This window comes from Actinophytocola sp. (assembly GCF_009379765.1).
Taxonomy (GTDB): Bacteria; Actinomycetota; Actinomycetes; order Mycobacteriales; family Pseudonocardiaceae; genus Actinophytocola.
This window is the reverse complement of record NZ_WHTD01000044.1, coordinates 20,999-33,533: the sequence shown is the minus strand read 5'-3', so window position 1 is coordinate 33,533 and position 12,535 is coordinate 20,999. Positions and strand designations below refer to the sequence as shown.

Here is a 12,535-nt window from a genome sequence, read left to right as displayed (position 1 = left end):
CCACGGTGTCAGCGCCGCAGCAGCACCCGCGTGTCGCGGCCGAGCATGGCGAGCCATGCGAGCGCGAACACCGCGACGAGCAGCAGGTCATGCCAGCCGACCGGCCCCCACCGGTCGCGCAGGACCACCAGGCCGGCGGCCAGTGCGGCACCGACGAGCACGCGCAGCGCGGACGGGCCCCAACGCTGCCCGTCGCGTCGCCACACCACGGCGATAGGGATCAGTCCGGTGAGCACCATCCCGGCGAGGTAGCCGATGGCGATGCCCAGCACGGACATGCCGGACACGAGCGCTCCGACGACGGCGAGCCCGGTGACGAACCCGATCGACCGGATCACCCCCATGGTCCGGGCGCCGTGCACACTGAAGGAGTTGATGGACTCGGTGCACGCGGCCGCCGCGGTCATCAGGAACGTGGCGAGCAGCAGCACCTCGAGGATCGGCACCGTCGAGGTCAGGTTCGGCCAGATGACCGCGACCACGACGCGGCTGCCCACGATGACCACCCCGAACACGCCGCCGACCAGGGCGATCAGCCCGCGACTGGCGAGGTCGGTCTGCCTGCGCACCGAGTCGAGGTCGCCGCGGCCCACCGCTTCGGACAGGGTGGGCAGCAGCAGCAGGCTCAGCACCGAGCCGATCATCGACGCCGGGGTGGCCAGCGTGAGTGCCGCCGCGTAGGCGTCCGCGCCGGTCGTGTCGCCGGTCTGGTGGGCCATGACCATGGTCAGCTGCAGGAAGCCACCCGTGGTCAGGGAGCCGACCACGCCCCAGCTGACGTACCGCCGCATCTCCCGCTTGAGCGCCTCGTCGAGCGCGCCCTTCGTCCCGCGAGGCCACCCCAGCACGGCGTAGCCGAGGTAGCCGACGGTGATCGGCAGCAGGAGCAGGTCGGTCGCGTCGAACGCGAGCACCAGCACCAGGCCCAGCACTGAGACCAGGAACGACAGCAAGTCCCAGAACGTCGCCCTGGCCACGCGGTTCGTGGCGTAGTGCGCGGAGCGGACGAACGTGTAGCCGGACCAGCCCAGGGTCAGCAAGCCGACGAACACCGCGGTCGACGGGTGTCCCGGCGCGAGCCACACCGCGGTCACCACGACCGCCACCGCCGCGAGCGCCACCGAGGTCAGTACGCAGAGCCTGCCCAGGTAGCGGGTCAGCGCGGCGGCCCGCTGAGGCGACCCGGACTCGCGGGCGAGGAACTTCCCCGCGGCCGAGGCGAGCGAGGTCGGCCACAGCAGCGTGGACAGCATGCTGGTGGAGATGGCGCTGTTCGTGGCCGACAGGAAGCCCGCCGGCATCGTGCGCCCGATCAGCAGGCTGTAGCAGAACCGGACGAGGCCCTGGACCGCGATGCCGGCGGTGGAGACGACGCCGCGCCTGGCGACCGGCAGCGGCGTCACCGACACCCAGGCGCTCGGCCTGGCCAGCAACGATGACCGCTGCCCGATGGTGGTCGTCTGCTTCTCGCCCATGTCGGGCAACAGTAGCCAGGCCCGTTCGCCGGGTACTGGGGCACGGGCGTGAATCCGCTGACCGCTTTCAACAGGTCCTACGAGGAGGTCCGAGCTGTATCTTCGGGCCATGCAGGGGACCTGGCTCCGGTTCACGGTGCGCACTCGCCGGTTGATCGTGCTCGGGCAGGTGGTCCTGGTCGTTGTCGCTCCGGTGATGGGTGGTGTCGCGTTCGCCGGCACCGAACCCTTCTGGGTCGGGGCGGTTGTCGGGCTCGTGGTGGGGTTGGTCTTCGTCCTGGTCGGGATGCGTCAACTGCGGCCGAAGTCTCCAACGGCCGGCTGGCGATCACCATCGATGGGATTCGCATCACGTCGGGCGATCGGTTGGATCGCGAGCTACTACGAACCCGACGGCCTGCGCGCGCTCGCCGCCGGCCTGGGCAAGTCGCCACATGCGGACGCGCAGCACACCGCCGCCTGGCTCGGCCAACTGGGGTCTGGCGCTTCGGATTCTGGGTAGGTCCAGAAGACAGGTCCCTGCTCGCGGTTCGAGTCGCCACCCCGCGTCGTTTACCGTTGTGGTGTTCGGAACTTGTGAGGACTCCATGGTCGATCGGCGGGTGCGCGGTGGTGTGCGGTCGTCGCTCGGGCGGGTGCAGGCCTATCTCGGGCGGTGTAGCGCCGCCGAGGCGTTGGCCAACCGGGAGCGGTTCGGCGGGGTGACGTTGCAGGGGGTGCACGGGCTCGCGGTCGCTCGGGTGTTGGCGCGGGCCGGGGAGCTTGCCGGGGTGGATCTTGATCCGGCCGCGTATCTCGGGCGGGGAAAGGCCAAGGCGCCGGTTGTCGAGGGGCAGTTGGGGCTCGCGCTCGACCTGCCGGTCTTCGACTGGGTCGACGCGCAGGCCGAGCTCGGGTTGTCGGTGGTGCGTACCCCGGGCCTCCGGTTGCGGGTGGGGCAGCTCGACGAGCTGAAGGCCGCGCTGGGTCGCGAGTACCCGGTGAAGGTCTCCGTCACGCTGGTGCTCGACGGGGGCTGGCTCGGGTCCAAGCACAGTGGGGTGCTCGCCGAGCAGTTGCGGGCCGCGGACCGGGATGTCTCGCTGGTGCTGGGTGCGCCGTTCGATCCGGTGGACTCCTCCTACAAGGTCTTCGGGTTGCGCCGGCTGCTGCGGTGGAGCGCGCGGACCGGACGCAAGCTCGAGCTGCTGCGCACCGGACCGGTCGGGATTCCCGCCATCGCCGCCGGTGCGACGCTCGCGGCCATCGGGTTGTCGTCCTCCACCCGGCATCTCGGGGGACCCGTCGCGAGGCGCGCCGACGGTGTTCGGCCCAAGCGCAGCCCTCAGGTGTTCGTGCCGCGGCTGCTGCACTGGCAGCGGGGGATCGATCTCAAGGGCAGCGAGGTCACCGCCTGCGCGTGCGCCGCCTGCGCGCGAGCCGGGTCCGGGTTGCAGCGCTTCGACGTCGCGTTCGACTCCGCGGTGCCGGCCACGGTACGGGCCGCCGCCCGGGAACACGACTCGTACGCCCTCGCCGAGGTCGTGCACGCCGTCCTGGGAGCGACGGACCCGAAGGACGAGCTGACCCGCCTCCGGCAGGACGCCCAGGAGCTCGCCGTCGAGGTCGGCATCGTGGCACCGAAGTGGCTCGGCAGCTGGGAGTGACGCCCCGCAGGTCAGAACCGCGTGCCGGTCCGGATGACAACCGGACCGGCAACGCCGCCAGCAGGAAGCTGGGCCGGCGGACTAGGTGACGAACTTCCGACGGGGGACCTGCGTATCAGGGCGTCGGTTGATCCTGACCGAGGACCTGGCGGGCGAGCCTCTTGGGCGCGATCAGCGTGTAGGAGGTGCGGACCCATTCTTCGACCTCCCGCCAGCGCTCCCGCGTGGGCCGGCCGTCGAGCGTGATCGACACCCAGCCATGGCGGCCCATGCCGTAGGAGGTCGGGACGGCCTGAGGATCGGTTGCGACCAGCGCGGCGGCCTCGTCCTTGGAAAGCTTCACGCTGATGGCGGTGGCGTCCGGACTGGCGAACACGAAGTTCTTGCCTCCGACGCGGAAGGTCGGCTCACCGTCCCACGCCTCGATGTCGACTCGTTCCGCCTCGGGTAGGCGGCCGACGATCTGTTCCAGGCGGTCCATGTTCGACACGTTGGCTCCCTTCCGCGCGGTCTGCGGGCGAGGGTACGGCCCTTCAGCGGAGCGAGCAGACCTGATCCACCACGAGCAGGTTCTACCAGCGCGGGCCGGTCGGGCCGCGAACGTGAGACTCAGGGGTCCGGAGTGTTGGACTCGCGGGGTGGGTGGGTCAGCGGCGGCGGCGGGTGCCGAACAGGCCGCGGGTCACCTCGCGGCCGACCGCGCTCGCGGCGGAGCGGAAGAACGACCGGACCGCGCTGTTGCCCATCACCTTCTCGACGAAGCCGGGGTCGTCGTCCTCGCGCTTGCGCGGGCCTGTGCCGGCGGGCTTGGTGCCGTCCTTCTCGGCGGACTCGGGGGACGGCGCGGCGGCGGCTTTCTGTGCCATGCGCTCGTAGGCCGACTCACGGTCGACGGTCTGGGCGTACTTTCCGTGCAGCTCCGAGGATGTGGCCGCCTGCGTGACGGCGTCGCCGCCGATCGTTCCCATCAGCGACCGCGGGGCCCGCAGCCGGGTCCACGCGACCGGGGTCGGCGCGCCCGTCTCGCTGAGCACGGTGACGATCGCCTCGCCGATCCCGAGCGAGGTCAGCGCCTTGTCGAGCGCGTAGTGCGGCGTCGTCGGGTAGGTCTTCACCGTGCGCGCGAGCGCCTGCTGGTCGTCCGGGGTGAACGCCCGCAGCGCGTGCTGCACCCGCGCCCCCAACTGGGACAGCACCGGGTTGGGCAGGTCGGTCGGCAGCTGGGTGCAGAAGAACACGCCGACCCCCTTGGAGCGGATCAGCTTGACGGTCTGCTCGATGCGGTCGAGGAACGCCTCCGACGCGTCGTTGAACAGCAGGTGCGCCTCGTCGAAGAAGAACACGAGCTTCGGTGCGTCCAGGTCGCCGGCCTCGGGCAGCTCCTCGAACAGCTCCGCCAGCAACCACATGAGGAACGTCGAGAACAGCGCCGGCCTGCTCTGCAGGTTGGCCAGCTCGAGCAGGCTGATGACGCCCTTCCCGTCGGACCGGCGCATGAGGTCGGCGACGGACAGCTCCGGCTCGCCGAAGAACTCGTCGCCGCCCTGGGCGTCCAGGTTGGACAGCGCGCGCAGGATGACGCCCGCGGTCGCGGCCGAGACGCCGCCGATGCCCTGGAGGTCGGCCTTGCCATCGGGGCCGGTCAGGTGGGTGATGACGGCGCGGAGGTCCTTCGTGTCCAGCAGCGGCAGGCCCTTGCCGTCGGCCCAGTGGAAGATGAGGCCGAGCGTGGACTCCTGGGTCTCGTTCAGCTCGAGCACCTTGGCCAGCAGCAGCGGACCGAACCCGGTGATCGTCGCCCGGACCGGCACCCCGGCGCCGCTGGTGCCCAGCGACAGGAACTGGACCGGGAACGCCGCGGGCCGCCAGTCGTCGCCGGTGTCGGCCGCCCGCGCGGTGATCTTGTCGTTCGGGGTGCCCGCCTGGGTCAGACCGGACAGGTCGCCCTTGACGTCGGCCATCACGACCGGGACGCCGGCGGCGGACAGCTGCTCGGCGATCCCCTGCAGTGTCTTGGTCTTCCCGGTGCCGGTCGCGCCGGCGATCAGCCCGTGCCGGTTCATCATCGCCAGCGGGATGCGGACCCGCGCGCCGGGGTCGACGGTGCCGTCGACGACCACCGAGCCGAGCTCGACGGCCCCGCCGGAGGTGGTGTATCCGCCCGCGATCTCACTCGCGGCACTTGCCTGCTCTGACATCGGCACGTCCTCTCTGACCAGCGGGAAGTCTAGGCCGTTCCGCCGATTCCGCCACTCGGTCGTGCTCAGGTCGCGACGCGGGCCCGCTCCGCGTGCGCCCGCTCGAGCAGGGTCATCAGCTTCTCCTCCTCCCGGATCCGTGCCCGGTACTTCTCGGGAAGCTTCTTGAGGGTCGCTTCCTCGGCGAGCAGCATCGTGAGGACCTCCCCGCGCCGCACGGGGTCCTCCTCGATGTCGCAGTACTCGATCGCGTGGCGCCGGGCCGAGGCGATCACGTTCTGCGCCCTGCCCCACGCACTGGTCATCGACCCGACCACGGTGACGACGAGGACGCCGAAGATGACGCTCAGCGACAGCCCGGTGCTGATCTCCACCACCTCGACCGGTTCGCCGCGGTTGATGAACGGCACGTTGTTCTCGTGCAGGGCGTGCAGGACGAGCTTCACCCCGATGAACGCCAGGACCACGGCCAGCCCGTAGGCCAGGTAGACGAGCCGGTTCAGCAGGCCGTCGATGAGGAAGTACAGCTGGCGCAGCCCGAGCAACGAGAACGTCGTTGCCGTGAACACGAGGTAGACGTTCTGCGTCAGCCCGAAGATGGCCGGGATGGAGTCGAGCGCGAACAGCAGGTCCGTGCCGCCGATGGCGACCATGACCAGCAGCATCGGCGTCATGACCCGCTTGCCGTGCGCGACGGTGAACAGCTTGTCGCCGTCGTAGTCGTCCGTGGTGTGGAAGAGCTTCCTGGCGACGCGGATCACGATGTTGTCCGCCGAGTGGCTGTCCTCGCCTTGCGGCTTGATCAGGTTGCCGGAGGTGACCAGCAGGATCACGCCGAACACGTAGAAGGTCCACGCGAACGTGTTGATGAGGGCGGCTCCCAGCAGGATGAACCCGGTCCGCGCGAGCAACGAGAAGACGATCCCGACGAGCAACACCTTCTGCTGGTCGGCACGGGGCACCTTGAAGCTCGACATGATGATGAGGAACACGAACAGGTTGTCGACCGACAGCGCCTTCTCCGTCACGTACCCGGCGAAGTACTCCGTTCCCATCGCGGAGCCGCCGAGGACCAGCACGCCGACGCCGAAGGCGATCGCGATGCCGACGTAGACGGTCGACCAGACCGCCGCCTCGCGAAGGGTCGGCACATGCGCCGTGCGCACGTGAGCCATGAAGTCGAACAGAAGCAGGCCCACGACGCCCGCGATCGTGAGCCACCAGACGAACTGCGGTACGTCCACCGGTTGTCCCCGCGTTCTCGTTGGCAAGACCGACCACTCAGACGATCACGGCCGGCCGCCGGGCGCAACAGCTCCCTCCCGCGCGTCGCGGGCCGCGCGGCTCGAGCCCTGGCTCAGCCACGGACCTGGACCAGGGCGCGGGTCCCGTTGGTGCGCCAGGGCTCCCCGGTGCCGTCGAGGGCGGCCAGGGTCTCGGCCGGCACGCCCGTGACCACATCGCACTTGAGCGTCCGCAGGGTCGCGACCGGGCCGGGGAAGTACGCCGTCACCGCCTCGAACGGGGTGGTCGCCGGCCAGGCCCGGTCGCCGACCAGGCGGCGGTAGTTGAGGTCGCCCTTGACGACCGTGAGCGACGCGGCCGCGAACTCCGCCGCGAGGTCGGCCGGCATCCGGTGGAACGACCACGGCGCGCGGTAGAAGTCGGGCGCGCTCACCGTCAGCCGGCCCGCGCCGACGGCCCGGCGCAGCCGCTCGCCGACCGCGGCGGCGTACCCCGGCGCGCCACCGAGCCGGCGCAGGGCGGCGATGACATCCGACATCGTCGCGTCCGACACGTAGTACGGGTGCGGCTTCACGTGCAGCGCCACCCGCGCCACCCCGCCCGCGGCGAGCAGGTGGTCGATCAGCAGCAGGTCCGGCAGCAGCTCCCGGCCCGCGTTGTCGGCCACCACGCACACCGTCCGCGCGGCGGCGAGCAGCGACCACAGGCGGGGGCGCTGGTCGACGACGAGGTCCTCGTTCGCCTCGGTCGGCGCGGCCCCGATCCGAAAGCCGAGGTCCGCGCGGTTGCCCCACAGCGAAGCCCCCGTCAGCGCGGCCACCAGCTCGTCCGCCGGCAGCCCCGGCAGCTCGTCCAGCGCGGCGAGGTCGACATCCAGCGCGGGGTCGGCCAGCTCGGCCGACTTCGCCGGCTCGAACGGGTCGATCCCGCGCCACGGCCCGGGGCCGAAGTACCCGACCGCGCCGAGCAACCGCCGGTAGAAGTAGCTCTCGGCCCACAGGAACGGGACCGCCGGCCACGGCCGGCCGACGTACTCGGCGCCCCAGGCGTCCCACGTCGCGCGGTCGTGCGCGTCGCGGTCGAGCGGCTCGATGACGCCGGTGATCTCCTCGGTCAGCGCGTCGAGCGCCCGGAGCCGGTCCGGGGGGTACGGCAGCCCGCCACGCACCTGCTCGATCAGCGCGGGATGCCTGCGGTGCAACACATCCCACGCGAACGACCCGGGCGGGTCGCCGAGGATCGGTGGCGCGTCGGGGAGCCGGTCGGTCATCCGCCGACCGTAGCCGAGCGGCGTGGCGGCCATGGCCGATCGTCCCTGGAAGAGCCGTCATCGGGCGGTGTCCGGCGCCTCGCCGCCGCGATGACGTCGAGCGGTACCTGATGGCCGAGCTGCCGTCCTCGGGTGCCGCCGTCGTGACGGACGGCGCGCCGCCGGTTGGCGCACCCGTGGCCGCGGTCGACGCCGTACGGCGGAAGGAGCCCGCGTTCCGCATGGTCCACTCGGGACGGTCACCGGGGTTCGAGGCGGTCGCGGCCGCGGCATTCCGGCTCTTGTGCGACCGGACGGTCGACTACGCGGTGGTCGAGACCGACGTCGGCGGTCGCGGTCGTCGCGACGGAGTTCGACTCGGCCGGGCGGAACCGGGCGCGGGGGAGTCCCTGCCGGCGGCATCGGCGGACCGTGCCGGACCGCGCCTGTCCGAAGCACCGGCGGGGGCGGTGGCACTGTCCGATCCGGACATGCCGGTGATCGTGGCGGGTTCGTTCTACGCCGTCGCCGACGCCGGGAAGGTTCTGCCTCGGGCGTCGAGGTCCGGAACACCGCGGGGCCGGAGGCGTGTGATGACTGCCCGGTCCCCGAGCCGCTCGCCCGTGACTCATGGGCGCTCACCGCCCGCCTCCTCGTCGGCGCCCCGGCGTAGGTCGGCCCGGCGCCGCCGCAGGTGGGCTCGTTCGGCGTCGGTGCGGACCAGCCGCAGGGCGGCGTCGAACGCGGCGGCTGCCTCCTCGGTTCGGTCCAGCCTGGACAGCAGCTCGCCCCGCACAGTGGGGAGGAGGTGGTTCGTGGGCAGTGCCTCGTCCAGTCCGTCGAGGAGGGTCAACGCCGCCTCCGGCGACCCGGCTTCCGCGACGGCCACCGCCCGGTTGAGGCGGACGACAGGTGACGCGGTGCGGCGCTCCAGCTCGGCGTAGAGCTGGGCGACGCGCGGCCAGTCGGTGGCCTCGGGCTTGCTGTGCTCGGCGGCGACCAGTGCCTGGAGGTGGTAGTCGCCGGACGCCGGGCCCAACCGGCGCAGCAGGTCCAGGCCGCGGTCTATCTCGTCGTGGCGCCACGTCGTCCGATCCTGGTCGGCCATGAGGACCAGCCGGCCCTCCCCGTCGAAGCGGGCGTCGCGGCGGGCGTGCTGCAGGATCATCAGCGCGAGCAGGGCGAGGGCCTCGTCCTGGTCCGGCAGCAGCTCGCAGAGCAGGTAGCCGAGCCGGATCGCCTCGCCGGCCAGCCGCGGTCGCCGCAGCTCGGGTCCGGCGGTGGCCCGGTACCCCTCGGTGAACAGCAGGTAGACGACCTTCAGCAGGACGCGGAGCCGCGCGGGCACGTCCTCGGCGGTCGGCCGGCGCAGCGGGATGCCCGCGAGCGCCATCTTGGCCTTGGCCCTCGTCAGCCTGGCGGCCATCGTCGGCTCGGGCACCAGGAACAGGCGGGCGATCTCGGCGGTCCTCAGCCCGGCGCCGAACCGCAGCATCAGCGCCGCACGAGCGTCGGCGGACAACGCGGGGTGGCAGCAGGCGAAGAGCAGCCGCAGCCGCTCGTCCACGATGGAACCCGGGCCGGCATCCGGGTCGGGATCCTCCACCACCACGTCCTCCGCCCTCGGGTCGGTCACGAGCAACGGGAGCCGCCGCCGTTCGTTCTCCTCGCGGCGGATCCGGTCGAGCGCGCGCCGGTGCGCGGCGGTCAGCAGCCAGGCCGCCGGGTGGAACGGCACGCCCCGCTCCGGCCAGGTCCGGGCCGCGGCCAGGAAGGCGTCCTGGAGGCTGTCCTCGGCGATGTCGAACCGCCGCATCCGGGTCACGAGCAGGGCGAGCAGGCGCGACCAGTGTTCCCGGTACGCCTGCTCGACCGCGTCCGGCGCGTTCAGCTGCCGCTCTCCGACATCGGTACGACCGGCCGGATCTCGACCACCCGCTCCGGCAGCTCCTTGGCCAACGCGATCGCCTCGTCGAGGTCGGCCGCCTCGATCAGGTAGAAGCCCCCGAGCACCTCGGTGGTCTCGGCGAACGGACCGTCCGTGACGCTCACGTCGTCGTCCTCGTGCCGCAGGGTGGTCGCCGAGCTCGCGAGCGCCAGCTCCTTGCCGCCGCGCATCGCACCCCGCGCTGCCAGCGCGGTGGCGAAGCGTTCGTGCCGCGCGTTGTTCGCATGCTTCTCGTCCTCGTCGTGCGCCGCCCAGACCTTCTCGTCGCCGTAGATGAGCAGTGCGTACTCCATGTGTCGTCCTCTCTTCGCACGCCGCCGGTGTGGCGCCGTCGACGTAGTGACGCCGCCACAACCCGATATTCGACAACACGGGAGGAACGATTTCGGGCCAGGGCGTCAGGCGCTCCCGCGCAACCTCGCCACGACGGTCATGCGAGGCCACCCGCCAGGATGTCGAAGGCGCGGTTGACCGCGGCGATGTGGTCCGCGGTGACCTCGTCGGCGCTCGCGCCGGCGAGCATGCGGGTGATGCCGGCGGTGTAGGTGGTGCGGTAGGCGGCGATGGCCACCGCCGCGGTCAACCGGGGAGTGGGATCGTCACTGGTGTCGGAGATCAGGCGGGCGAGATGCTCCTCGAGCTCATCGATGGCCTCGCGAGCCCGGGCGCGCAGCGCGGGGGAGTCGAGTACGGTGCGCCAGAAGGCGGGGAAGCCGTCCCGGAAACCGCCGACCGGGTGGTGCTGCTCGGCGAGATCCACCAGCAGCCGCCGCACCGCGCGCAGCGGGGACTCGCCGGCCCGGCGGTCGCGGACGGCGGCGGTGAGCAGGTCCAGCGCCTGCGGGCCGCGGTCGAAGAAGATGTCCTCCTTGCGCGGGAAGTAGTTGAACACCGTCACCTTCGACACGTTCGCCGCCTCGGCGATGTCCGTGATCGTGACGTTGTCGAACCCGCGCCGGACGAACATGACCGTGGCCATGTCGGCGATGCGCTGCCGGGTCTCGGCCTTCTTCCGCTCCCGCAACGACGCCACGCCGATACTGTACCCGACTGAATTTTGAGTCGAGTACAGTTTTCGGTATGAACCACGACGTGATCATCGCCGGCGGCGGGCCGGTAGGTCTGATGCTCGCCTGCGAGCTGCGGCTGCACGGGGTGTCGGTCGCCGTGCTGGAGCGGCTCACCGAACCCGACCGGACGATCAAGGCCGGGGCGATCAACGTCCCGACCGCCGAGGCGTTCTACCGGCGCGGCCTGCTCCCGGAGCTTGCCGCCGCCCAGGACGAGTCCATGGCGGTGTTCCGGTCCTTCATGAAGGACCGCGGGCCGGCCAAACCACCGCCGAAGTTCGCCGGGCACTTCGCCGCCATCTGGCTGTCCGCCGACCTGCTGGACGAGTCCGACCCGGACTTCGCCGGCCAAGGACCGGCGGGTGACATCGGGTTCGTCTCACAGCAGCAGATCGAGGCGATCCTCGACCGCCGTGCCGCCGAGCTCGGCGTCGACGTTCGCCGGGGCGTCGAGGTGACCGGCTTCGACGCCGACGACACCGGCGTCACCGTGCACATGGAGCCGGAGAGCATGCGGGCGAGCTGGCTGGTCGGCTGCGACGGCGGCCGGAGCCTGGTCCGCAAGGCTGCCGGGTTCGAGTTCCCCGGCACCGCCCCGGAGATCACCGGCCACCAGGCCGTCGTGGAGATGGACGGACCCGACCGGCTCAGCCGGGGCTGGCACATGACGCCCACGGGGACCTACGCCCACGGCCCGAATCCCGGCCGCGTCCTCACCGTGGAGTTCGACGGCCCACCGGCCGACCGGGACGCCGAGATCACCATGGCGGAGCTGGAGAAGAGCCTTCGCGCGGTGTCCGGTGTGGACGTCACCATCACCGGCGTGCGGTCGGCCACCCGGTTCACCGACAACGCCCGGCAGGCCACCACCTACCGGCTCGGCCACGTACTGCTGGCCGGGGACGCCGCACACGTGCACTCCCCGTTCGGCGGCCAGGGCCTGAACCTGGGCATCGGCGACGCGGTGAACCTCGGCTGGAAGCTCGCCGCCGTGGTGCGCGGCCGACTTCCGGAGGACCTGCTGGACACCTACACCGCCGAGCGCCACCCGATCGGCGCCTGGGTGCTGGACTGGACCCGGGCGCAGATCGCGTTGATGCGCCCCGACCCGCACGCGCGAGCCATCCGCGCGGTCGTGGGCGAGCTCGTCGACACCGTCGCCGGCACCACCTACTTCGCCAAGAAGATCTCCGGCGTCTGGCAACGGTACGACCTCCCGGGCGACCACCCGTTGGTCGGCCGCAGCGCCCCGGACCTGCCCCTCGACGACGGAACCCGCCTGGCCGACCACCTCCGCGGCGGCGCGGGCGTCCTGCTGGACCTGGGCGGCCTCCCGTCGCATGTGGACCTGGACGAGGGCCGCGTGCGCACCGTCCGCACCCGGTGCCCGGACGAGCCGAACCTGCCGGGCGTGCTCGTCCGCCCGGACGGCGTCGTGGCCTGGGCGGGTGGCGACGCCTTGGCCGACGCGCTGACCACCTGGTTCGGCGCACGTCCGAAGTAGACAGTGCCACCCACCTGGAACCTGACGCCGACCGCCGTACCGCGCACAGGTCGAGGCCCGCCGTGTCGCCAGGCGTCCGCGGACCGAGGCACCCGCGGACCGGGATGAGACGGCGGTCCCGCATCCGGCCAAGGCGAGAACGGCCACGAGGGTGATCCCGGCAAACCAGCCACCCCACCGAGGAGGCTCGTGGGTTTCGA

Annotated in this window: 11 protein-coding genes; 3 read left to right on the top strand and 8 right to left on the bottom strand. The window is 71.7% G+C overall.

The features are described 5' to 3' along the window. Nucleotides 1-8: 8 nt before the first annotated feature. The gene (locus GEV28_RS15695; RefSeq protein WP_291412804.1) at nucleotides 9-1,475 is read right to left on the bottom strand and encodes a hypothetical protein; all 1,467 of its coding nucleotides are present in this window, start codon (nucleotides 1,473-1,475) and stop codon (nucleotides 9-11) included. 151 nt (nucleotides 1,476-1,626) lie between these two features. Between GEV28_RS15695 and GEV28_RS15690 the strand changes: the two genes are divergently transcribed. Both GEV28_RS15690 and GEV28_RS15685 read left to right on the top strand, forming a co-directional pair. Then, on the top strand, nucleotides 1,627-1,977 hold the full coding sequence (locus GEV28_RS15690) for a hypothetical protein (protein WP_291412803.1): 351 nt from the start codon (nucleotides 1,627-1,629) through the stop codon (nucleotides 1,975-1,977). Between the two features lie 85 nt (nucleotides 1,978-2,062). Next, the gene (locus GEV28_RS15685) at nucleotides 2,063-3,121 is read left to right on the top strand and encodes a hypothetical protein (protein ID WP_291412802.1); all 1,059 of its coding nucleotides are present in this window, start codon (nucleotides 2,063-2,065) and stop codon (nucleotides 3,119-3,121) included. A 115-nt stretch (nucleotides 3,122-3,236) separates the two neighbouring features. Here the strand turns inward: GEV28_RS15685 and GEV28_RS15680 are convergent, their stop codons facing one another. The 7 genes from GEV28_RS15680 to GEV28_RS15650 all read right to left on the bottom strand — a co-directional run bounded on the left by GEV28_RS15680 (nucleotide 3,237) and on the right by GEV28_RS15650 (nucleotide 10,794). Next, nucleotides 3,237-3,602, bottom strand: a complete 366-nt coding sequence (locus GEV28_RS15680) for an MmcQ/YjbR family DNA-binding protein (RefSeq protein ID WP_291412823.1) — start codon at nucleotides 3,600-3,602, stop codon at nucleotides 3,237-3,239. 166 nt (nucleotides 3,603-3,768) lie between these two features. Further along, on the bottom strand, nucleotides 3,769-5,319 hold the full coding sequence (locus GEV28_RS15675; protein WP_291412801.1) for a helicase HerA-like domain-containing protein: 1,551 nt from the start codon (nucleotides 5,317-5,319) through the stop codon (nucleotides 3,769-3,771). A 65-nt stretch (nucleotides 5,320-5,384) separates the two neighbouring features. Next, nucleotides 5,385-6,563, bottom strand: coding sequence for a TerC family protein (locus GEV28_RS15670; RefSeq protein ID WP_291412800.1), 1,179 nt, complete (start codon nucleotides 6,561-6,563; stop codon nucleotides 5,385-5,387). Between the two features lie 113 nt (nucleotides 6,564-6,676). After that, entirely contained in the window at nucleotides 6,677-7,834 is a 1,158-nt protein-coding gene (locus GEV28_RS15665; protein ID WP_291412799.1) for a damage-control phosphatase ARMT1 family protein, read from the bottom strand. A gap of 607 nt (nucleotides 7,835-8,441) precedes the next feature. Further along, nucleotides 8,442-9,704: a sigma-70 family RNA polymerase sigma factor gene (locus GEV28_RS15660; protein WP_291412822.1), complete on the bottom strand. Its 1,263-nt coding sequence runs from the start codon at nucleotides 9,702-9,704 to the stop codon at nucleotides 8,442-8,444. After that, nucleotides 9,701-10,054: a YciI family protein gene (locus tag GEV28_RS15655; protein ID WP_291412821.1), complete on the bottom strand. Its 354-nt coding sequence runs from the start codon at nucleotides 10,052-10,054 to the stop codon at nucleotides 9,701-9,703. Before GEV28_RS15655 ends, GEV28_RS15660 begins: the two co-directional genes overlap by 4 nt. A 137-nt stretch (nucleotides 10,055-10,191) precedes the next feature. After that, on the bottom strand, nucleotides 10,192-10,794 hold the full coding sequence (locus GEV28_RS15650) for a TetR/AcrR family transcriptional regulator (RefSeq protein ID WP_291412798.1): 603 nt from the start codon (nucleotides 10,792-10,794) through the stop codon (nucleotides 10,192-10,194). A 47-nt stretch (nucleotides 10,795-10,841) separates the two neighbouring features. On the opposite strand from GEV28_RS15650, the gene GEV28_RS15645 reads away from it, so the two are divergent. Next, nucleotides 10,842-12,335 (top strand): FAD-dependent monooxygenase, encoded by a 1,494-nt coding sequence (locus tag GEV28_RS15645; protein WP_291412797.1) that lies wholly within the window; start codon nucleotides 10,842-10,844, stop codon nucleotides 12,333-12,335. The last annotated feature ends 200 nt before the right edge of the window (nucleotides 12,336-12,535 follow it).

What these genes read in the sequence shown, in the direction of transcription:
- GEV28_RS15665 (WP_291412799.1), bottom strand. Translation starts at nt 7,834, where the DNA reads ATGACCGACCGGCTCCCCGACGCGCCACCGATCCTCGGCGACCCGCCC.
- GEV28_RS15695 (WP_291412804.1), bottom strand. Translation starts at nt 1,475, where the DNA reads ATGGGCGAGAAGCAGACGACCACCATCGGGCAGCGGTCATCGTTGCTG.
- GEV28_RS15645 (WP_291412797.1), top strand. Translation starts at nt 10,842, where the DNA reads ATGAACCACGACGTGATCATCGCCGGCGGCGGGCCGGTAGGTCTGATG.
- GEV28_RS15685 (WP_291412802.1), top strand. Translation starts at nt 2,063, where the DNA reads ATGGTCGATCGGCGGGTGCGCGGTGGTGTGCGGTCGTCGCTCGGGCGG.
- GEV28_RS15675 (WP_291412801.1), bottom strand. Translation starts at nt 5,319, where the DNA reads ATGTCAGAGCAGGCAAGTGCCGCGAGTGAGATCGCGGGCGGATACACC.
- GEV28_RS15680 (WP_291412823.1), bottom strand. Translation starts at nt 3,602, where the DNA reads ATGGACCGCCTGGAACAGATCGTCGGCCGCCTACCCGAGGCGGAACGA.
- GEV28_RS15655 (WP_291412821.1), bottom strand. Translation starts at nt 10,054, where the DNA reads ATGGAGTACGCACTGCTCATCTACGGCGACGAGAAGGTCTGGGCGGCG.